Origin of the sequence: Cytobacillus sp. T106, assembly GCF_040492155.1 — a bacterium.
Classification (GTDB): Bacteria; Bacillota; Bacilli; order Bacillales; family Cytobacillaceae; genus Bacillus_AB; species Bacillus_AB infantis.
Genome location: NZ_JBEUMK010000008.1, coordinates 1 through 21,397, shown reverse-complemented (window position 1 = coordinate 21,397; position 21,397 = coordinate 1). Strand labels below are relative to the sequence as shown.

At 49.8% G+C, this 21,397-nt stretch carries 18 protein-coding genes; 3 read left to right on the top strand and 15 right to left on the bottom strand.

Annotated features, from left to right (window positions below):
- Positions 1-23: 23 nt before the first annotated feature.
- Together addA and addB are read right to left on the bottom strand one after the other, a co-directional pair.
- Positions 24-3,788 carry a helicase-exonuclease AddAB subunit AddA gene (addA, locus tag ABU165_RS14950; RefSeq protein WP_318060222.1) on the bottom strand — a complete coding sequence of 1,255 codons (3,765 nt, stop codon included), beginning with the start codon at positions 3,786-3,788 and terminating at the stop codon, positions 24-26.
- Positions 3,781-7,272 (bottom strand): helicase-exonuclease AddAB subunit AddB, encoded by a 3,492-nt coding sequence (addB, locus tag ABU165_RS14945; protein ID WP_129611902.1) that lies wholly within the window; start codon positions 7,270-7,272, stop codon positions 3,781-3,783. The genes addA and addB overlap by 8 nt, the downstream gene beginning before the upstream one ends.
- A gap of 365 nt (positions 7,273-7,637) precedes the next feature.
- On the opposite strand from addB, the gene ABU165_RS14940 reads away from it, so the two are divergent.
- Entirely contained in the window at positions 7,638-8,765 is a 1,128-nt protein-coding gene (locus ABU165_RS14940; RefSeq protein WP_318060221.1) for an MFS transporter, read from the top strand.
- A 123-nt stretch (positions 8,766-8,888) separates the two neighbouring features.
- Here ABU165_RS14940 and ABU165_RS14935 read toward each other — a convergent pair whose 3' ends face one another.
- From ABU165_RS14935 to ABU165_RS14925, 3 genes are all read right to left on the bottom strand, one after another.
- Positions 8,889-9,071, bottom strand: coding sequence for a GNAT family N-acetyltransferase (locus tag ABU165_RS14935; protein ID WP_318060265.1), 183 nt, complete (start codon positions 9,069-9,071; stop codon positions 8,889-8,891).
- Positions 9,072-9,091: 20 nt separating this feature from the next.
- Positions 9,092-9,460, bottom strand: a complete 369-nt coding sequence (locus tag ABU165_RS14930; protein WP_318060220.1) for a GNAT family N-acetyltransferase — start codon at positions 9,458-9,460, stop codon at positions 9,092-9,094.
- Between the two features lie 73 nt (positions 9,461-9,533).
- On the bottom strand, positions 9,534-11,042 hold the full coding sequence (locus tag ABU165_RS14925; protein ID WP_148950129.1) for a class I adenylate-forming enzyme family protein: 1,509 nt from the start codon (positions 11,040-11,042) through the stop codon (positions 9,534-9,536).
- A 140-nt stretch (positions 11,043-11,182) separates the two neighbouring features.
- Here ABU165_RS14925 and ABU165_RS14920 point away from each other — a divergent pair, with 140 nt between their 5' ends.
- Positions 11,183-11,740, top strand: a complete 558-nt coding sequence (locus tag ABU165_RS14920) for a cysteine hydrolase family protein (protein ID WP_248137364.1) — start codon at positions 11,183-11,185, stop codon at positions 11,738-11,740.
- Positions 11,741-12,058: 318 nt separating this feature from the next.
- Here ABU165_RS14920 and ABU165_RS14915 read toward each other — a convergent pair whose 3' ends face one another.
- The 10 genes from ABU165_RS14915 to ABU165_RS14870 form a co-directional block, all read right to left on the bottom strand.
- Complete coding sequence (locus tag ABU165_RS14915; RefSeq protein ID WP_318060219.1) at positions 12,059-13,231, bottom strand: thiolase family protein; 1,173 nt, start codon at positions 13,229-13,231, stop codon at positions 12,059-12,061.
- Positions 13,232-13,256: 25 nt separating this feature from the next.
- Positions 13,257-13,997, bottom strand: a complete 741-nt coding sequence (gene fabG, locus ABU165_RS14910; RefSeq protein ID WP_009794008.1) for a 3-oxoacyl-ACP reductase FabG — start codon at positions 13,995-13,997, stop codon at positions 13,257-13,259.
- Positions 13,994-14,929 (bottom strand): intracellular short-chain-length polyhydroxyalkanoate depolymerase, encoded by a 936-nt coding sequence (gene phaZ / locus ABU165_RS14905; protein WP_009794007.1) that lies wholly within the window; start codon positions 14,927-14,929, stop codon positions 13,994-13,996. The genes fabG and phaZ overlap by 4 nt, the downstream gene beginning before the upstream one ends.
- Positions 14,908-15,891 (bottom strand): 3-oxoacyl-ACP synthase, encoded by a 984-nt coding sequence (locus ABU165_RS14900; protein ID WP_318060218.1) that lies wholly within the window; start codon positions 15,889-15,891, stop codon positions 14,908-14,910. The genes phaZ and ABU165_RS14900 overlap by 22 nt, the downstream gene beginning before the upstream one ends.
- Positions 15,892-15,937: 46 nt before the next feature.
- Complete coding sequence (locus tag ABU165_RS14895; RefSeq protein ID WP_009794005.1) at positions 15,938-16,129, bottom strand: hypothetical protein; 192 nt, start codon at positions 16,127-16,129, stop codon at positions 15,938-15,940.
- A gap of 10 nt (positions 16,130-16,139) precedes the next feature.
- Positions 16,140-17,138 carry a branched-chain amino acid ABC transporter permease gene (locus ABU165_RS14890; RefSeq protein ID WP_148950125.1) on the bottom strand — a complete coding sequence of 333 codons (999 nt, stop codon included), beginning with the start codon at positions 17,136-17,138 and terminating at the stop codon, positions 16,140-16,142.
- Positions 17,135-18,004, bottom strand: a complete 870-nt coding sequence (locus tag ABU165_RS14885; protein ID WP_009794003.1) for a branched-chain amino acid ABC transporter permease — start codon at positions 18,002-18,004, stop codon at positions 17,135-17,137. The genes ABU165_RS14890 and ABU165_RS14885 overlap by 4 nt, the downstream gene beginning before the upstream one ends.
- A 15-nt stretch (positions 18,005-18,019) precedes the next feature.
- Entirely contained in the window at positions 18,020-18,727 is a 708-nt protein-coding gene (locus ABU165_RS14880; RefSeq protein ID WP_009794002.1) for an ABC transporter ATP-binding protein, read from the bottom strand.
- A complete protein-coding gene (locus tag ABU165_RS14875; protein WP_009794001.1) occupies positions 18,711-19,478 on the bottom strand; it encodes an ABC transporter ATP-binding protein in 768 nt (255 codons plus the stop codon). The genes ABU165_RS14880 and ABU165_RS14875 overlap by 17 nt, the downstream gene beginning before the upstream one ends.
- 144 nt (positions 19,479-19,622) lie before the next feature.
- Positions 19,623-20,840 carry a substrate-binding domain-containing protein gene (locus ABU165_RS14870; RefSeq protein ID WP_148950123.1) on the bottom strand — a complete coding sequence of 406 codons (1,218 nt, stop codon included), beginning with the start codon at positions 20,838-20,840 and terminating at the stop codon, positions 19,623-19,625.
- A 230-nt stretch (positions 20,841-21,070) separates the two neighbouring features.
- Here ABU165_RS14870 and ABU165_RS14865 point away from each other — a divergent pair, with 230 nt between their 5' ends.
- Positions 21,071-21,388: a hypothetical protein gene (locus ABU165_RS14865; RefSeq protein WP_009793998.1), complete on the top strand. Its 318-nt coding sequence runs from the start codon at positions 21,071-21,073 to the stop codon at positions 21,386-21,388.
- Positions 21,389-21,397 lie beyond the last annotated feature (9 nt).

Below are 21,397 nucleotides of genomic sequence, written 5' to 3'. Positions count from 1 at the left end.
CCCCTTTTGCTTTCCTATTATCCCTATTCCAGCTTTAAAATATGGCCTCCGTCAAAAAAGAATAGATACCTTTCATCAACAGGGTCCTTAGTAATAGCCTCATAAGCTTTTGCATACAGGCTTATCTGAACATCATACCGTCTTTTGAGGACCGGCATTGCCTCCTCAAATCCGCCCGTGTAGCGCCCATGGATGCTGTCAGACTTATAATCAAGCAGGACTGTACCGTGCTCATCCTCGAAAATGCAGTCAATGATCCCCTGGACAAGCACCGGTTCTTCTGTGCCCTTCCAGTCCGGGTAGGCGGTTCTTGCCGGCAATGCCAGGTTGAAAGGAACCTCCCGCTGGATCCTTGCAGCCTTTCTCATCCTCTGGCCAAGAGGCGATTGGAAGAATCCCGCGATGAGGGCCGGGTCTATCACCTGGACTTGCTCATCCGTGAGAAGCTCCCGATCTTTCATCTCCGCCAGCTGTCTCTCAATGGACTCTTCTGTCACCGGATTGGAAAGGTCTGCATGCTGCATGACCATATGCATCGCCGTGCCCCTTTCGGCAGGTGTCATTGATTTCTCCTGCATGAACCTTGGCCGGTTCAGGATCGGCTTTTTCAGATTCCTGACGAGATCGCTGCCGCTCTCTTCATCCTTCACTTCACTCTGCCGCTTCATTTCTGAGACAGATTGCTTTGACTTATGGGAAGCTGCGGAAGGGTAGCTGTACTGCCAGGAAAGTGAATTCTTTATTTTTTCTTTAAAAGGGGACTCAGCCGGGACCGGTTTGCCTTCATATACGCTGTCAATCCACTGCTCCCCGGCTTCATCACTGTCCTCCTCCTGAGCAGGAGTGGCGGCTGCCTGCCTGACCTCAACGCTCCAGGATGAAGGATGTAAAGCGATTTCTCCCTGGCTTCCTGCTGCGGCATCCTCCTGCCCGCTTCTCAGTGGCTCCCCGTCCCGGTGGCGGATAAGTGCGGGGCCGATCCAATCAAGATAGCTGGAAGCAGCCGCCCGGTCATATTCATCCAGCAGCCAGCTGTCTTTTTTGGCACCCTGCTGCCAGCCGGCCAGTTTTTTGTCCGCATTTTTCACGCTTGCCACAAGAAAAAGATGTTCTTTGGCACGAGTCAGTGCTACATACAGAACGCGCATTTCCTCTGCCAGCATTTCCATCTTCTTTTTCCTTTTAAAAGCAAGCTGTGGCAGGGATGGATAGGAAATCCGCTTCTCCGGATTCACATATTTGGCCGCAAATCCGTATTCCTTATCAAGCAGATAGGGTTTTTTCAAATCCATCGTATTGAACTGCCTTGCCAGGCCTGCAGCAAAGACGACAGGAAATTCAAGCCCCTTGCTGCTGTGGATGGTCATCATCCTCACCACATCCTCCTGTTCGCCGAGTGCGCGCGCTGCACCAAGGTCATCGCCCCGTTCCCTCATCCGTTCAATGAAACGCAGGAAGCGGAAAAGGCCCCTGAAGGAAGTTTCCTCATATTGGCGTGCCCGGTCATACAGTGCCCGGAGATTAGCCTGTCTTTGCTTGCCGCCGGGCATCCCTCCGGCAAAGTCATAGAAATGCGTGTCCCGGTACAGCTGCCAGATCAATTCAGAAAGACCGCCTTTCCTCGCCATCGATCTCCATTCCGCAATATCCAGGAAAAACGGCTTTACTTTATCATACAGATCCCCGCTTTTCTTTGTTTCACAGAATGCCTTCATCGCTTCATAGTAGGAACCCTTTTTATCGGCGATGCGGATCTGGGCAAGCTCTTCTTCGTTAAGGCCGACTATCGGAGACCGCAAAACAGAGGCAAGCGGGATATCCTGATGCGGATTGTCTATCACTTTTAAAAGGCTCATCATAATGGCGATCTCGGTAGCTTCAAAATAGCCTGAAGACAGATTTGCATAAATCGGAATTCCCTGCTTTTTGAATTCCTCCATAATCTGCGGAGCCCATGTCATCGACCTTAGAAGGATGACAATATCGCGGTACATTAAAGGACGATATGCTCCCGATTTCGGTTCATACACTTTTTTCCCGGATGACAGCATTTCTTTGATTTTCTCAGCCATCAGCCTTGCTTCATGCTGTGATTGCTCGAGATCCTCAAGGTCATACCCTGCATCCGTTTCATCTGCTTCCCCGCTTTCGGCCTTCTCCTGTCCGTCCAGGTCGATCAGATGAAGCTCAACAGGATACGGAAGGTCTTCAGGATACGAAGCTCCCTTTACAAGCTCGGCAGCCTGGTCATAATCGATTTCCCCTACTTTTTTTCCCATCACCTGTTTGAAAAGGAAGTTGGTCCCGTCAAGCACTTCCTTTCTGCTGCGGAAGTTTCTTGCAAGGTCGATCTTTAATCCTGTTTTCTCTCCGTCCACAGTAAAGCGAGTATATTTGCCGAGGAACAGATTGGGTTCTGCCAGCCTGAACCGGTAAATGGATTGCTTCACGTCTCCAACCATAAACAGATTGCCAGTCTCCTCCCCCTCCTTCGTCACGAGCTGCAGGATTGCTTCCTGGACCATGTTGGTGTCCTGGTATTCATCAACAAGCACTTCCCTGAAATGGTCCCGGTAAGTAAGAGCTGGCTCTGAAGGCAGGATGGCTCCCTCCTTCCTTGCAGAAGGATCAGAAAGGATTTCCAGGCAAAAATGCTCCAGATCAGCAAAGTCAACAAGTCCCTTCTCACTTTTCACACTGTTGAATTTCTCTGAAAAGGACCGGACGAGCCGGACGAGTACATCGATATGCGGCTTCATCTCCCCAATATCCCGGATGAAGCTTTCCGGCCTGCGCGAAAAGAATTCCGCCTGCAGATCCTGGATCATTTTCTTTGCCTTATCTCTATACTTTTGGGCCTGCTTGACCAGATCGGGATCATATTCATCGCCTTTGCAATTTTTCGCACGGCCAAAGCTCCAAAGCTGCATGGCTTCATTTAAACTGGACCAGGAATCATTGTTTGCGGCAATCAAGGTCTCAACTGCCCTGATATCGTCCATATAATTCTCTGCCCTTGGAGCAGGCCCGCCAGGCGTTTTGGCAAGCTCAAGCGCATTTTCCAGCAGCTGCCTTGCTCCCTCAAGCTGCAGTCCGATATCAAACAAGACGCTTGACATGAACGGAAGCTCTTCCAGTTTTGCATCACTGCTGACTTCGTACATGTCCGAGATTTTATCGAGATATTGATCTGGTGCCGGATTGGACCGTGCAAAATCGTACAGTTCCCTGATGATATCCTGGAGGGCTGTGTCACTCCTGTCGCTCGTGAAAGCATCGACCAGCCGGTAAAAGTCTTCATTGTTTTCCTTGCCGTATTCTTCTTCGAACAGTTCTTCAAGGACTTCATCCCTGAGGAGCTGCCCCTCTGTCTCATCGGCAATGCGGAAGCCGGGATCGATATCGATCAGATAATAATATTTCCGGATCACTTCAAGGCAGAATGAATGAAGAGTGGAAATCGAAGCCCTGCTCAGCAGGCTGAGCTGCTTGCGCAAATGCGCAGACTGCGGATCCCTGTTTATCGCTTTCTCAAGTGCCTCCCCGATCCTGTGCCTCATCTCTGCGGCAGACGCATTCGTAAAGGTCACGACGAGGAGCTCATCCACATTGACCGGCTCTTCCCTGGATACGATCTTATTGATGATCCTTTCAACCAGCACTGCCGTTTTTCCGGAGCCTGCAGCTGCAGCCACAAGGATATCCTGGCCCGAAGCCATGATTGCCTTCCACTGGTCATCTGTCCAGGCTGCCCCCTCCGGCTTTGGAGGAATAATAGCTTTAGCCATTCTCTCCCGCCTCCTTTCGTATCTTATCCATCAGTTCTTCATTTGACTTAGGGGAAAGCACCCTGTACTCATTCGATTCAACCGATTCATCAAACTGGCAGACTGACTTGAACGAACAGAATGTACAAGGCACCTTGTCCTTCATTTTATAAGGGGAAATATCTGCTGATCCGCTGATGATCGCGTCCCCGGTTTTTGTGTAGGTTCCCCGGACAAATTTCCGAAGGCTCTCGAAGTCGTCCCTTGTGGCGACCTTGGACTTTTTCGTGATGGTGCCGTCCTTTTTAAATCCAGCCGATATAATCGAGGAGTCGCCGGAATCAAGTGTCTTGTCCATGAGCCTTAATACATTTTCATCGCCGAGAAGAAGGCCGTTCATTTTGAACTTCTTAAAGATCTCCTCTTCAATCTCATCGAGTGTGAGAAGCTTCGGAGAGTTCACAATCGGATTATGGACATGGAAGTACATGACTCCTGCAGGATCGGCCTTTTTCCCTGCTATATCCCCTGAGTGGGTGATGATGATGTCCAGGTAGGTAAGCATCTGCAGAGCAAGCCCATAGTAGACTTCACTGATATTCAGATCCCTTGCGCTGGATTTATAATCGATCACCCGAAGGTATACGCCATTTTCATTCTCCGCTTTATCAACCCGGTCAATCCGGCCGACCAGCTCCATGTTCGTCCCATTCCTCAACTTAAAGGACAGAGGCGGAAGTTTATCCTTAGGGCCAAAGCCGAGCTCAAGGCCGACTGGGGAGAACCCGCTTGCCCTGCTGTGCTCGCTCAGTATATACGAAGCCCTGCTGATGATATTTTCGAGCTTACGCTTGATATAAAAGTGGCGGTTCGAGCTCAGCAGTATCTCATTCTGAAGCTTTGGCGCAAGCATCTCCACCGCTTCTTTGGCAAGCTTCTCGCATTCCTGCCTTGTCATGTCAGACCAGGACATCCTTTTATCCATGACGGTCTCAGCTATGAATTTCAACGCAGCATGGAACAGATCTCCGATATCCGGCGCTTCCAGGCGGAAGACCTTCCTGTCCCGGAGCTTCAGGCCATGCTGGGCAAAATGTGAAAATGGGCAGCTGTGGAAAAGCTCCATCCTTGATACACTTGCCTGGATCGTTTCCCCGTAAAGCTCCTTGGCAGCCTCTTCCGAAAGCCTGGCCGTTCTGTTTTCGTAATGCAGGCTGGAAAGTACTTTTCTGGCCGTGTCCCCGAGCCTTGGATGGGCATGATAATAATTGTAGACATCCCACCAGATTCCGCTGATTTTATAGCCTCTTTTATTCATCTGGAGCTGGGAAGCCAGATAAGAAAGACTCGTATCCTCGTTCATGGCGAATAATAGCTGCTCCTCCTCAGGAAGTTCGAACGGATCGGCCATCCACATCAGCTGCCCCGCCTCCGGGAACAGTTCGTTTGCCCGGCTGATATAAGGCGACGGCATCAGTGCCTTGCCCTCTTCATTGGCGAGCGGATAGCTGATGTACAGATGGGAGGAAGGTGTGGAAAAGGCGCGATAAGCCAGAAAATCCTCATCCAGGAGCCTGACCTTGCTGCCATGGGCAATTTTAAGCCCTGACTGCAGAAGCTTCTCCCGGTCAGCATCAGCAAGCACTCCTTCCTCAGTGAACTTGCCAGGCAGGACACCCTCATTCAGCCCGATGACAAACGCTGCCTTTATATCCGACAAACGAGATTTGTCCAGGTCTGCTGCGAGCACCTGGTCCATAGCCGGCGGAACAAGAGAGAAGCGGAGAGATTCCATTCCTGAATCAAGGATTGAGGCAAACTGCTTCATGCTGATCTTCTCATCCCCGAGCATTTCTACAAACTGGTCCAGAAGCTCCATGACAGCATTCCAGGCCTGATCATGTTCCCTTGCCTTTACAAGATTCCCCTTATCTTCCTCTTCCAGCTTCCAGCGCTCCAGCTTCGTCGGTATATCCAATTCCTCCAAATAAAGATAGACAGCCTCGCACAGCCTTCTTCCGCTGTCGGCCTTCTTAAGCCTCCTGGAGAGCCGGAGTATCGGTGCAGCGATCAGGTCCCTCATTTGATTCAGCTCTTCTTCCCGCTCTTTTTCCAAGTCGGTCTGGACGATCTGCTCAAATTCAAGCCCCCTGATGCGGCGGTAATTCCAGCGGTCCTTTTTTGTCCACTTCTCGCCCTGGACACCATATGCCAGAACATAGTTTTCAAGCTTGTCCATTTTTTCCCTGATCACGCCAAGATCCGCCCGGGACGGAAACAGCAGTTCGGTTTTGACTGCGCGAAAAACAGGCTCATACCTCCAGTAGCCGGTAATGACCTCAAGTGATGAGCGGATAAGCTCAATAAGCGGATGGTTCATCATCGTCCGCTTTTGATCGATAAAAAACGGAATCCCGTAATCATCAAAGATGGTTTCAATGATGTCATGGTAAACTGATCCATTCCTCATTAAAAGGGCAATGTCTTTAAATCGGTATCCCTCTTCTGCTGCCAGTCTCTTAATCTCTCTGGCCGCACCTTCTATTTCTGCTCTCCTGTTCACTGCCTGTGCAATATGGACGTTTGCTTTTCCTGCAAAAGGCTCGGCAGGCCTGCTGCTGAAGGCTCTTTCCATATGGCGGAGCGAGTCATTGTCCCAGCGCTGCTGACCATTGAGTAGCACTTCCTGTTCCATCTCGGCCCCGGCCATCCCCGCAATCTCATAGACCGACTGGTATGATTCTGCCGACATCCTGAAAAGATGAAGATCTTCCGGGACTGCTGTTTTATATGGCCTGTCAAGCGTAAATGTCACCGTCACTCTTTTGCAGACTCTGATAAGCTGCTGGATGATCATATATTCCTGGGGCGTATAGCTGTAAAAGCCGTCGATATACACCTCGGCATTTTTCAGGTACTCCGACATCCCTGCTTTTTCAGTAAGAAGGCGGAAATAGTCTTCAGAATCTACGTACTTGCCAAGAAGGCCTTCTTCGAACTGCTTATAGATCAATTCCATATCATGCAGCTTGTCCTGAAGCCCCCTGCTGCCCCTTCGGGATTCAAGTTCTTCCCGTTTCCCTGCAAGAGCTCCCGGCTCAATGCAGTACCGTTTGAATTCTGTCAGCATCTGCTCCATTTGGCCGATAAAGCCGTTCTTGCCTGCCGCCCGCTGAAAGATTTTCAGTTCATCTTTTTTATCTTCAATTATTTTTCTGATGAGCATATTAACGCCGGTGCTGTTCAAATGATAGCGGCTGATCCCGCCTGTTTCCTGCAGCACCTTCCAGGCAAGCCTTGTAAATGACAAGACCTGTGTACGGATCATCCCGCCAAGCCCCGGGGTTGTGATGAGCTTATATTCCGAAAGAAATGTCATCTGCTCAGGCACCAGATAAACAACTGGATGGCCATTCGGCTCGATTTTCATTTTCTCCCTGATTTCTTCAAGGCAGAGCGAAGTCTTGCCGCTGCCGCTCCGGCCTAATATAAAACGTACAGACATCCGTGGTCCTCCCCTATTATCCATCTTCCGGATTCCGTCCGGCCGTGAAGGCTTTTCGGATACCCTTCATTCTGCTATTTAAGTGCGAAAAAGGCGCAGCTTGTTCTGCGCCTTTGGAAATAACAACTCTATTTTTATACCAGACAGCATGGAAGCGGCTGCCCTTATTTATCTATTATTATACTATTTTTCCGTCACTGTTGCCAATGGGATACACCTGGATGGGAACAACTTTCCAGCACATCCCCGCGTGCATATATTGATAAAAACAAAAGAGACAAATTCATAAAGAAACGCAGGCTGTAGCGTAAGCATAAGAATCTTCAAGCCCCAAAAATTTCAAAAAAGGAGGGATAACTCACGCTATGAAACCAGGTTTGTCCGTCTCCGGAGCCCTGCTTGTCATTTCCGGGATACTGGTCGCTTCGAATATTTATACCCTCATTCCCATATACGGTGAAATGGCCGCCTCTCTCCATGCAGATGAAGGAGCAATCATCACAGCCGGAAGCCTTTTTTCCATCTTTTATGCCATCGGCCTTTTAACATTCGGCCCCCTGTCAGACAGGGCAGGCAGAAAGAAGGTCATTGTCTTTGGGATGCTCGCTTCTGCGCTTGCCACCTTTGCGGTCGGACTTTCCGGCAGTGAAGTCAGCCTTTACTTCCTCCGGTCACTTCAGGGATTTGTTCTCGGAAGTTTTGCACCTGTGGCTTTTGCCTATTCTTTCGACTTATTTTCGGGCCGCGGGAGAACGCTTCTGCTTGTGCTCATCAATACGGGCTTTCTCCTTGCAGGCATACTCGGCCAGCTGATCAGCTCTGTCCTTACCCTGCATTATGGCTGGCAATCTGTCTTTTTATTTTTTTCTGTATGCTATCTCGCGCTATTCATTTTGGCCTGGATTTTGCTGCCTGCGACAGGAAAGCCTGCAGTCCGGGAAAGCGTCTTTTCATCCTTTGCGGTCCTGCTGAAAAATACCAGGCTTCTGTCATGCTATGTGATTGCTTTTACTCTGCTGTTTTCGTTTGCAGCTTTCTATGACAGCCTTGCGCGGCAATTCAGCGGCACCTTCCAGGAACTGTTCCTTCTTAGGGCGGCAGGCATGGCAGGCGCCATTTTATCCCTTTTCACCGGCAGATTAATTGAAACATTCGGGGTTTACCGCACACTAATAACCGGCCTTTGGCTTGGGATCCTGAGCATGTGCCTTCTTCTCACAGGGGCGGAAATGCTTGTTATTCTATCAGTCTCTTTCGTCGCCTCGATCTCTCTCTTGATTCCTTCGATCATCACATTGATTGGATCATTGGGCGGAGAGCGGCGCGCCAAAGCTTTATCACTCTACTCTTTCGTTCTCTTAACCGGGGCGAGCCTTGCCTCGCCAGCTGCCGCCATCCTGCCTTTTGCAGGGGTGCTCATTCTTCTGCTATGCTGTTTTGCAATTGATTTGGTGATAGTTCATAGGCTTGAGAAGGCGGAGAGGGATTTGTAGGGAGAAGGGGAACGGGCAAAGCAACCCTTCTTGCTTCTGTCCGAGGCTGACCGATTTAATCACCCTGCCGGTCATTTCTGCCAGCCGCGATTATCCTGTCAGCACAAAAAGGCCCGGAATCTGTCATTCCGGACTTTTCTGCCATTCTCTGCGGAGGAGTCCATAGAGGAACATATCATATCTTTGCCCGTTTCGTTCCATAAACTCACGGAAGGCTCCTTCTTTTTTAAAGCCGAATTTTTCATACAGCCTGATGGCCCGGCTGTTATAGGAAAACACGGTAAGCTGAAGGCGATGGAGATTCAGTTCATTGAAGCTATAGTCAATCAGGCATTGAAGCTATAGTCAATCAGGCATTGAAGCGCTTCTCTTCCATATCCTTTCCCCCAGTGCTCTTCGCTGCCGATGCCCAGGCTGACCCAGGCAGTCTTATGCGTCCAAAGCACACCATTAACCTCAGCAAACCCGATTACCTTTTCAGTGTTTTTATGGATGACAGCAAATCGGAACGCATCACTGGTTTCCTCCAGCCATTGCTTTTTCAGGTCATCCTTCGTTCGCGGCTTTACAGGCACCGCATCAAGATGGCGCATAAAAAGCTCTCCTGTATGCCACTCTAATATGTTTTCCAGATCTTTTTCCGCAAAATAGCCTAGTCTGATATTTTCGCCTTCCAGCATTTTCTCTGTAATCATAAGGATCTCCCCAGTTGTTTCCAGCAGGCTTTCAGCCGCCGGGAGTACCCTTTTATTCGATAGGGATGCCGAATTATCCTTCTTTAGCAGCTGCCATTTCTGCCGCAGTCATTTTCAGCTGCTTTTTGTCGATCTTTCCCACATGGGTCTTTGGAAGTTTATCAAGAAAATAAATGAATTTAGGTACTTTATAAGCAGCGAGCTTTTGCCTGCAATAACCCTTTATCTCATCTTTGGTCATGGCAGCTGCTTCCTTCAGCACAATGAATGCCGTTACTGCTTCCCCCCATTTCCGGTCATCGATCCCAATGACAGATACTTCATCCACTTGCGGGCAGGAGCCCAGCCACTGCTCCACTTCGAGCGGATATACATTTTCCCCTCCGGTGATGATCATATCCTTCTTCCGTCCGACTATATAGAAAAATCCTTCATCATCGACTTTTGCGAGGTCACCGGTATAGAGCCAGCCATCTCTTACTGCGTCCTTTGTGGCCTCTTCATTATTCCAGTAGCAGGAAAAGACATGGCGCCCCTTTATCAAAACCTCTCCAACTTCTCCACTTCCTGCCTCGACGCCTGTTTCTGCCAAGACCTTGACTGTGTTGAACAGCATCGGCCTTCCGATGGATCCTTTTTTCAGCACAGCTTCCTGCGGGGAGATATAAAAATTATTCGGCCCGGCTTCCGTCATGCCGTAGCCCTCTTTGAAGTGCAATCCTTTCCTCCTGAATTCTTCATAAATCGAAAGCGGACACGGAGCACCTCCAGAAAGAAATACCCTCATGGATTCAAACGAGCCTTCCTTAAATTCATCTGTATCTATCAGCATATGGTACATCGTAGGCACAAGCAGGATGATGGTGCACTGATATTCCCTGATATAACGGGCTGCATCAGACGGATTGTAATTCCCGGCGAGCACGACTTTGCCTCCGGCCAACAGCAAAGGCAGAGTAAGGGCGTTGATGCCCCCGGTATGGAACATCGGCAGATAAGTGATGGTCGTATCCTGGTTCGTAAGCCCCCAGCTGACTGCCGTATTGACGGCATTCCACAAGATCGCCCGGTGGGAAAGCACAGCTCCCTTCGGCTTCCCGGTCGTCCCCCCCGTATAAATCATGGCAAGGGGATCCTCCTCATCGACCTGCCATGGAGGAATGAATGGGCGGCCAGGCATCCTGAAGGGTGTTTCATCCAGGCAGACAGACTCATATTGATGCAGCTGCAGGCGTGATGCGAGTTCAATGAATGAATAATGATAGCCTACAATTACGGGGGTGCAGTCTGCCAGTATAGCCTGGATCTCTTCCGCCGCAAGCCTCCAGTTGACCGGCACGAAAATAGCCCCGATTTTTCCGCAGGCAAACAGAAAGTCCAGACAGCTTATATGATTAGGCGCAAGCAGCGCGATCCTGTCACCTTTTGCAGCTCCCCTTTCAAGCAGCCAGCCCGCCAAAGCCTCCGCCCTGCTGTTCAACTCTTTATATGTCCAGGATTTCCCCTGTTCAGCGTCAATAACTGCCACGGAGCCGGGCGACAGCCCCGCTCTATTGGTCAGCCAGTCGATTTCCCTCCACAATGCAATCTCTCCTTCATCTTTGATATGGAGAGTGTAAATAACATCAGTTGCAGAAGAGTTACACCTGGATGATTTTCCATACTCCGGAAATAATAAAGCTGAGTTATTAATCCGAGAAAAGAGGTGCGCCTTTGAAAAAGATGGATTCTCCGCCAGCCCTGCTTGTCCTGGACGTGCAAAAGGGCTTTGACGACCCTTATTGGGGGAAAAGAAACAATCCCGCCGCAGAACAAGTCATCGGGCAGCTGCAGGATGAGTGGAGAAAAAGAGGCTGGAAGATCATTTACTCGCAGCATTTATCGGTTCAGCCGTCTTCTCCTTTGTATCGTGATAATCCAGAGGGTGTGAGCTTTAAAGATGCCAATGCCCCGCTGCCGGATGAGAAGGTTTTTCAGAAAGAAGTGAATTCTGCATTCATCGGTACAAGCCTGGAGTCCTATTTAAGAGGCGAAAATATCCAGAATGTCTGTATAACCGGCTTATCGACGCAGCATTGCGTCTCAACCACTGCAAGGATGGCGGGCAATCTGGGCTTCACCACCTATCTTGTTTCCGATGCTTGTGCCGCGTTTGAGGTTAAAGGTACTGGAGGCACGGTTTATCCTCCTGAGCAGGTGCATGAGATTGAATTGGCGATGCTGAATAAGGAGTTTGCGCAGGTTGTGACTGCTGGGGAGCTGATGGGGTTACTAGTTTAATTTGCAATAGTTGGACTTAGGGCAAATGCAGGGAAAAAGGATTTATTCACTAGCTTATGAATATCTTTTTGAATGGGGGCTGTTGATTTGCGTTCCAGGCACTTCGCTTTCCGCGGGGCGACGCTGAGCCTCCTCACGCTGGGCGCTGCGGGGTCTCAGCATTGCCGCTATCTTCCCGCAGGAGTCTGCGTGCCTTCCACTCCAATCAACAGGGTTTTCTATACTTTTTGGGCATAAAGTTCCCCTTAGAAAGACAGGATAATTTCACCCATCCCTTCTGTCTGTAAATAGAAAGAGAGGCATCTCGTGCCTCTCTTGTTATCTTTCTATAAAAACCGAGGCTCCCATGCCTCCGCCGACGCAGAGGGAGGCGATGCCTTTTTTCAGTTCTCTTCTTTTCAGTTCATGCACCAGGCTGACGATGAGCCTTGCTCCTGTGCAGCCGATCGGGTGTCCGAGGCTGATGCCGCTGCCGTTGACGTTTACCTTGCTCCTGTCCAGGCCAAGCTCCTTTTCAACAGCGAGATATTGGGCTGCGAATGCTTCATTCACTTCGATCAGGTCTGCATCCTCCAGAGACCAGCCAGTCTGCTGCAAGCCTTTCCTGACTGCCGGCACAGGTCCCCTTCCCATGATTTTAGGGTCGACGCCTGATACTGAAAATCCGGCAATCCGGGCTAGCGGCGTAAGCCCTTTTGCCATTGCCGTTTCTTCGGACATCAGCACCAGTGCTGCTGCCCCATCATTCAGGCTGGAGGCATTCCCCGCCGTCACGGTTCCATTTTCCCGGAAAACAGGCTTTAGGCCGGCAAGCTTTGCTGCTGTGAGGTCAAGCCGAGGGTTCTCATCCCGGGATACAACGGTTTCCCCTTTCCTGTGCTTGACTGTTACAGGGGCAATTTCTTCTTCAAAATAACCTTTTTCAATGGCGTTCAGGGCGCGCTGATGGCTCAGCAGTGCCATTTCATCCTGCTCTTCCCTTGTTATCCCATGAAGCTCTGCCAGATTTTCAGCAGTTTCACCCATCATAATATGGTGGATCGGATCCTCGAGAATTTCCCATACAGAATCGGTAATTTTACCATGCTGCATCCTCGCTCCCCAGCGGTGATCTTTTAGGAGGTAAGGGCTTGAACTCATAGCCTCCACACCGCCTGCCACTACGATATCAGATATGCCAGCCTGGATTTGCAGAGCTGCCGAAATGACCGCCTGCATGCCGGATGCACACTGCCTTTGGACAGTGAATCCCGAGGTCTCATCCGGAAGCCCTGCCAGCAGCGCTGCGGTCCTGGCCGTGTTGGGCTGGTCGGTCCGCTGGATGCAATGACCGAGGATCACCTCATCGATTTCATGATTTTCCAAACCGCTTCTTTTTACAGTTTCCTTTATGACTGGTACAGCCAGGTCGGTTGGCAGGAGATCCTTGAATGCACCTCCGAAGGTTCCGACCGGAGACCTTGCAGCTGATACGATAACTACAGTCCTCATTTTTCTACCTCCCGTCAAACTATTCTTACATCATAATGCCGCCGTCCACATGCAGGACGGTTCCATTAATATAATCAGATTCATCAGAGGCAAGGAATAAATAGGCATTGGCAATATCCTCCGGGCTGCCCAGGCGACCAAGCGGCACCATCTGTTTCATTTGCCCGATCACCTTCTCAGGCACCTTTGCTGTCATTCCTGTATGGATGAAGCCGGGGGCGACGGCGTTGACGTTGATCCCTTTTCGGCCCAGCTCCTTTGCCCAGGTTTTTGTCATGCCCACAACCCCGGCCTTTGCGGCAGCATAATTGGTCTGGCCGATATTTCCATAAACGCCTGATACAGATGAAGTGCTGATGACCTTCCCTTTCCCCTGTTCAATCATGCTTGGGATCACAGCCTGGGTGCAATGGAATACACCGGTCAGGTTGACGTCAATCACTTTTTGGAAATCCTCGGCAGCCATTTTGGCCAGCATGCTGTCACGGGTGATCCCTGCGTTATTGATCAGAATGTCGATTCTCCCATACTCCTCAAGCACCTGCCGGACCAGTTCGTCAATGCTTTCCCTTTTTGATACGTCTACCTGAATAAACCTGGCATGAAGTCCTTCTCTATTTAACTCCCCTTCTCTTTCCCTGCCGATTTCCTCATCAAAATCGGCCAGGACCACATTGGCCCCTTCACGTGCAAATCTTTCGGCTGCGGCAAATCCAATACCGTTGGCCGCCCCGGTAATAATGGCTGTTTTCTCTTTTAGTCTCACTTTAATACCTCCAGCTCTTTATCCAAAAATTCCGACATCACATCAGTCAGCTGCCCGATATCATCGACAAGCGGGGAATGGCCGCAATCCTTCAATTCTGCAAAGTGTGCATTGCTTCCGATGTCCTCAAGGATTTCCCGGGCCATCCCCGCTGTTATTACCTGATCACGGTCGCCTCTCAGGACCAGCACCGGCACCTTAATTTTATCCGCGTCCCCTGTTCCGGGTTCTTCACCATTCGGGACGGAACCTATATTGAAAATATTAAGAGAATGATAGACTTCAGCAAGATTCCGCTGTGTCAGCATATCATCCAGATACTCTTCATATCTTGCAGGCTCCGGCTGATTTTTATCATAAATAAGGGCATCCCACATCGCCCTTAGAAACATCCTGTCCCCTCTGTCATAAGCCGACTGCACAGGAATTGTCTTGCTCTTATCCGCCCTTATTTGTTCCAGGCTGGTCAGGCGTGCTAATGAATCAGGCACAGCATCCCCTGACGTCCCGTAAAACGGGTATCCCCTTGTGGAAGCTGAGGCCAAAAGAATCAGGCGATTGCATAGGCCGGGATTGTCTGCAGCAAGCTGCATAGCAACCGCACCTCCCGTCGACCAGCCGGCAACGGAAAAATCGGAGAGGCCAATGGCATCGCAAAAAAGCTTTACATCATCCGAAAAGTCTTTGATGGAACGGATTGGCTCGAAATAACTGGATTGGCCGAACCCTCTAAGATCGATCGCATACAGCTTATATTTCGGGTCCAGATGTTCAAACACAAGGTCCCAATGCTTCGAGGAAGTCATATTGCCATGGATGAGCAGCAGCTTCTGCCCGCCGCCTTCCCTTTCCCTCCAGCTGATGGTTTCCCCGCTGCTCAAAACAATCTTTTTCAGTTCTTCATTCTTGCTCACTTTCCATCTTCCCCCCATCTAATGACAGAAGCTCCCCAGGCATAGCCGATGCCCGCACTGACCAGGACAGCTATTTTCCCGGGTGCCAGCCTTCCCTCTTTTTCAGCAAGCTCCAATGACAATATTTGATCAAATTGGCCAATATGCCCAAAATCCTCCAGGTAAATGGATTGCCCCTGTCCAAGGCCAAGCTCCTGAAGGACAAAATCGTGGGCGGACCTTTTCATATGGAGCATCGCAAGATAATGGATATCATCCTCTGCATAGCCGCTTTTTGCAACCGCTTTCCTTATTACCTTCAGGAAGTTTTCCATGGACTTCTGCTCCAGCCTTTGCTTCATCCCTGCCGGATCCATTACATCAAGCTGGTAAAGACCGTTTTCAAGCGCCTCTGCCGTTAAGGGGTTCTTAGTCCCTCCGGCCACTACCGCAACATCCTCTGAAAAAGATCCATCGGTTATGATGGCGCTTTCAAGCAGCCTGTTTGAGGACAGTCCTTTTTTCAAAAGGATCGCACCGCCCCCTGCTCCCAGATTAAACATAAACCGGGTCCTTTCATTTTCGTAATTAATGAAGTCCCCGTTCCTGTAGCCGCCGGCAAGCAGGACTGTCGATATGCCGGGATCTGCTGACATCATATCCTTCGCTGTCTTCAGCCCCATTATAGCGGTCCCGCAGCGGAGGGCCATATCAAATGCATAGGCATTATAGGCCCCGACTTCATGCTGAAGCTTAATGCCTGCTGTCCATAAGGGATATTCTTTATATTCTTCGCCGATATAAATGACCAGATCAATTTCCAGCGGATCAATTCCAGCTTTCCTGATTGCTTCGCGGGCAGCCCTGATTCCCATCTCGCAGGTGTGATCCTCTGCGCCTGGAACCGGCTTCTTTTTGATACCCATTTTATTTTCAACAATATGAAGCGGGATTCCTGCTTTTTTGGCAATTTCTGCACTTGTTATATATGTTTCCGGCAAATAAATGCCTGTTGCCGCTATTCCGATATCCAGATTTTCCGCCTCCTTATTGCACCGGCCCCATCGCCCCGGCTGCCAATTTCATATAATCATTGGCTTCTTCCAGCGTTTCAAAGAATGTTTCCCTGTCTTCCTGCACATGCGTCACCTTAATCCTCCAATTCCTTTTGCCTGGTGTTCCTTCCTGATCACTCAGATAAATCCGGATAATGAACGAGGCAACCTGGCCATGAACCATCTTCTCCCCCCTAGCCGGCAATCTTTTCTTCTTTTTTGTCTGCTTCTTTTCCCGTGCGTTTCCATCGCTTCCCTTTGAGCGTCCCGAGAATCCCTTTCGGAAAGAACATCACGGCCAGTATATATATGATTCCAAAGAAGATGATCCACCGTTCAAAAATCCAATGGACCTTTGCAAGTTCTGTCAGCCCGTGGTGGGCAAATTCAATAATCCCCGCCCCGATGATAGCCCCCGCCAATGTTCCGACCCCGCCTATAATCGTCATCAGCAGGGCATCAAGAGTGATATCCATCGTAAATACGCTCGTGTTGACAAAGCGGAGGGATATGCTGTACAGCATCCCGGCAATCCCTGCTATAACACCGGCTGCAACACTTGCGGCAATTTTGTACTGAATTACATTATAGCCAAGGGACTCTGTCCGCTGTTCATTTTCACGGATGGCCTGGAGCACCCTTCCGAGCGGAGAATGGGTGAACCGCGACAATATCATAAAAACGAGAATCATAGCCGCCAGGCAGATGAAGTAGAAGTCTGTCCGGTCTTTTAATAGATCCGGGACCCGGAAGGTAAATCCGTCGTTTCCGTACGTAACGGTTCTCCACTTCTCGGCAAGAACCAGGAAAAGGCCGGCAAATGCCAGGGTCAGCATGGCATAAAAATGGCTTTTCAGCCTTAGTGTCAGAAGGCCGACTGCATAACTGAGGACTGCGGTCAGAACAATTGTCAGCAGCACAGCCAATAGGAGGTTCACCATCGTCGGTTCCATTCTTTTCATCATCACGCCTGCTGTATAGGCCCCGATCCCGAAAAACATGGCATGGCCGAAGGAAACAATCCCTGTATATCCAAGCAGGATATCGTAGCTCATGGCAAAAATGGCAAAAATAAAGATCTGTGTAAACAAGATCAGCATGGTCCTTGATTCATATACAAATGGAAGCAGCATCAATGCCGCTGCTATAAAGGTGTAGATCATGGCCTTTTTATTATCAATGGTATGCTTCATACTCCCCGCCCCTTCAATCTGAATAGCCCCTGCGGCCTGAAGATAAGCACGGCAGCCATCAGCAGCATGTTAACGGCCAGGGAAAGGGATGGAACATAATAGGACATGAAGGCTCCGGCAAGCCCTACCAGAATGGCAGCAAGAATGGATCCCGAGAAGCTGCCCATCCCTCCAATTACAACAACGATGAAAGCAAGGATGGCAAACTCCATCCCCATCTCCGCATGGATGACACCCGAATACGGGCCTAAAAGCACCCCGCCCAATGCGGCCATTCCCGATCCTGCCATGAAAACAATCATAAAGACTCTTTTAATATTGATCCCCAGGGACTGGACCATCTCTTTATCCATGACACCGGCCCGTACAACGAGTCCGATTTTTGTGTTGCGCAAGATATATTGCACCCCGAGGAAAACGAGCAGGCCGACGATGATGATGAATACCCTGTATTTAATAATGATCACTCCGCCAAGCTCCCAGCTTCCGGCCAGGTAGGATGGCGGAGAAGCTGACAGCTGATTGGGGCCCCAGACAACCTTAAGAAGCTCAGATAATACAAGCATCAGGCCAAGTGTGATCAATATCTGCTGGACATGATTCCCGTATACCGGCTTGATGATCCACCGTTCAGTCAAAAAACCCAGTATGAGCCCGGTCACGACTGCCCCGATGATCCCTGCAGCAAAACTGCCTGTCTGGGCAAATATCCATGTCCCGCTGTAGGCCCCCCAAGCAAACAGTCCGCCATGGGCAAAATTAAGGACATCCATCAGTCCGAATATGAGCGTCAGCCCTGCCGCCAGCAAAAAAATCAGCATACCGGTCGCAAGCCCGTTTATGGCAAGGTTAATAAGCACCTCCATCTTATACTCTCCTTTCTAGGCAATGCCCAAATATTTTTTCCTCATAGATTCATCTTCCTTCAGCACTGACATCGGGCCGCCCCCTACCGTTCTTCCATCATCAATAATGTAGAAGCGGTCGCCAACCGTACTCGCCATCATAAAGTTCTGCTCCACAAGGACGATCGTGGTTTTTTCCTTCATTTGCATGATTGAATCCATTACTTTTTCAACCATGATCGGTGCGAGTCCTTTGCTCGGCTCATCAATCAGCATTAAATCATTATCATTCACATAAGCCCGTGCGATGGAAAGCATCTGTTTCTGTCCTCCGCTTAAAAGGCCGCCCGGCTTTTTCCAGAATCGTTTTAAATCCGGGAAAAGGTCCAGGGTCCAATCCAGCTTTTCCAAAGCGGAAGGAGTCTCTTTCCGCATGGCCACCTTCATATTTTCCTCAACTGTCAGCCCCGCAAATATCCCCTGGTCCTCCGGCACATAGCCAAGCCCTTTTCTCGCAATCTCATAAGGAGGCAGTCCGCCGATTTCTGTCCCTTTCCACTCTATGCTTCCTTTGCTCAGGACATTGTGCCCCATGATGGTTCTGAGGGTGGAGGTCTTCCCTGCGCCGTTGCGGCCCAGAAGCACGGTAACATCCCCTTTTGCCACTTCCAGCGAGACTCCCTGCAGGATATGATACTGGCCTATATACGTTTCGACATCTGACAGCTTAAGCTGAGCCTGCATGCTCAAAACCTCCCAGATATGCGGATTGCACCGTTTCATTTTCCATGATTTCCCGAGGAGTCCCCTTAGCCAGAAGCGAGCCATTGAACAGGACCATGACGCTGTCTGATAAATCAAGGATCATATCCATTTTGTGTTCAATCAGAATGATGGTCCTCCCGCTCTCCTGCTTGATTTTCCTGATGACTTCAAGGATGGCCGGAACCTCTTCCAGCGACATTCCTGCTGTCGGCTCATCCAGAAGCAAAACCTCGGTATTCAGGGCGAGGAGCATAGCGATCTCGAGCTTCCTTTTCTCGCCGTGCGCCAGATTGGCGGCGGCTGCATCCTGTTTTTTATCAAGCAATACCAGCTTCAGCCATTCAGACGCTTTTTCTTCAAGCTCTTTGTACATTTTGAAATGGCGCAGCATCTGATAGCGGATGCCTGCCTGCGACTGGACTGCAAGCCTTACATTCTCCAACACAGTCAAACTTGGAAATACATTGGTAATTTGAAAGCTTCTTCCGATTCCCCTTCTCGTCCTTTCAACAGGAGAAAGCTTTGTGATGTCTTCCCCTCGCAAATGGATAGATCCCCCTGTAGGGGCGAGCTGACCGCTCAGCAGGTTGAAAAACGTCGTTTTGCCGGCTCCATTTGGACCGATAATTGATAAAAATTCATTTTCCGGGACAGCAAGCGAGACAGAATCCACTGCTTTATGGCCTCCGAATGATATTGATAAATCTTTTGTTTCTATGATTGGACCCACATGCCCACCTCCACTTTATATTCAGCTGCCTGCGGCATACTCCAAAAGAATGCCCGGCTCTCCCCGGATCCGCTTTGCAGCAATGGACTCAGGCCTGCTGCCGGAGTCCATTGCCATTACTGCATTTTATAATCCGGTTTTCACTTACTTGTTCAGTACAGGAGGCGCTGTCTCTTCAGGTGACAGTTCCCTCACAAGCACCGGTACAGGGTATGGGACACCATCCTTTTTCTCCAGCTTGATTGCGTACAATGCCTGAAGGGCCTGGTGGTCTTCTGCCCTGAATGTCATCTTCCCCTTCGGCGTCTCGAAGCTCATTCCTTCCATTGTCTCAATGAGCGTGTCTGCATCTGTACTGCCCTCCGTTTTCTTCAGTGCTTCAACGATGGAGATCGCGGCGCTCATGCCTCCTGGAGTGAAGAGATCCGGCACATCCCCGTCAAACCGCTTTTTATGCTCCTCTACCAGCCAGCTGTTGATTTCGTTATCCGGAAGATCGTGATAGTAGACGGAGAACCCTTCCATCCCGATCAATGGCTCCATTGTCGCAAGGGCAGCAATATCCGGTGCGCCTGTGGAAATTTTGATGCCTTTATCCTGGACCTTCATATCAGCGATCTGATTCCAGGGTGAGTTGGCCCCCGCCCAGATAACAAACAGATAATCCGGCTTGGAATCAATCACTTTCTGGATGTTTGCAGTAAAGTCGGTTGCGGCAGGATCCGCGTATTCTTCATGGACAATTTCAGCGCCAAGCTTCACCGCTGCATCCCGGAATGCAGCCACACCGTCGCGCCCGAAAGAATAATCAGGAGCAAGCGTCGCTATTTTTACACCTTCACCAGCGATGGCTGCAGCACCAGCGACTGCATCCTGAGAAGAGTTGCGCGCGGTCCGGAAAATATAAGGATTGAACTCTGAGCCTGTGATGCTGTCAGCTACCGCCGGCTCGACGACCATGATTTTCTCATATTCTTCTGCGAGGGGAAGAACAGCCAATGTATCACCGGAGCTGGAGGATCCGACCAGGAAGTCAACTTCATCTTCCTCAAGCAGCTTTGTCGCCTTTTGGACGGCCACTTCCGGCTTTGTTTCAGTATCCTCTACAATGAATTCAATCTTCCTTCCAGCCACTTCATTTTTACCGTCTGTTGCATATTCCAGGCCCAGCTCAAAGCCGCGGAGTGTCTGTTCCCCATATGACTCAAGCCCGCCTGTCTGCGAGGCCAGCACGCCGATTTTGATCGGATCGCTCTTCTCATCCCCGCTGCCTCCCGATTCTTCTGAACTGCAGGCACTCGAAAAGACCACCATCAGCGACATCAGGCAGCCCAATGCCATTTTCCCTGTATTCTTTTTCATCCTTTCTCCCCCTTGAAATCAATTGTTTGCTGCAAATCTTCCTGCCTTCATCCTAATCAGCCCCAGTTACAAATCGGTTACAGCCAAGATATATTCTTAATTTCTATTGCCGGATGAAATAGACCTGCCCGATCTGGAAATTCCTGCAAATGGTTTAATACTTAAGAAAAGCGGAAAAGAGATAAGAAATCTATTGATCTTAATTTCCGTCTGAGAGGAGACGAAAGATAATGAAAACAGTTTATGGATTGATGACACAGGATGGAAGCGCAAATGAACTGCTGTGGGACTTAGGCTTTTGGGAAACAGAAGAGGCAGCCAATGAATATTTAAAGACCAATCTTCCGCTTTCAAAAGGCATCTGGGTAGAGCTTATCAAGGTAAATGACCCTATTCCTGAAACTGTTGAAGCATTCGAAGAAGACAAAATGGTTGCCTGCTCATTCTGTGATATTGAATACAATGCCGCCGACATCCTCATTGCCGACGTCAATGTCCACATCTGTGTATACTGCCAGCCTGCTTATAAGGCGCAGCTTGTTAAATAGAAAAGCGGA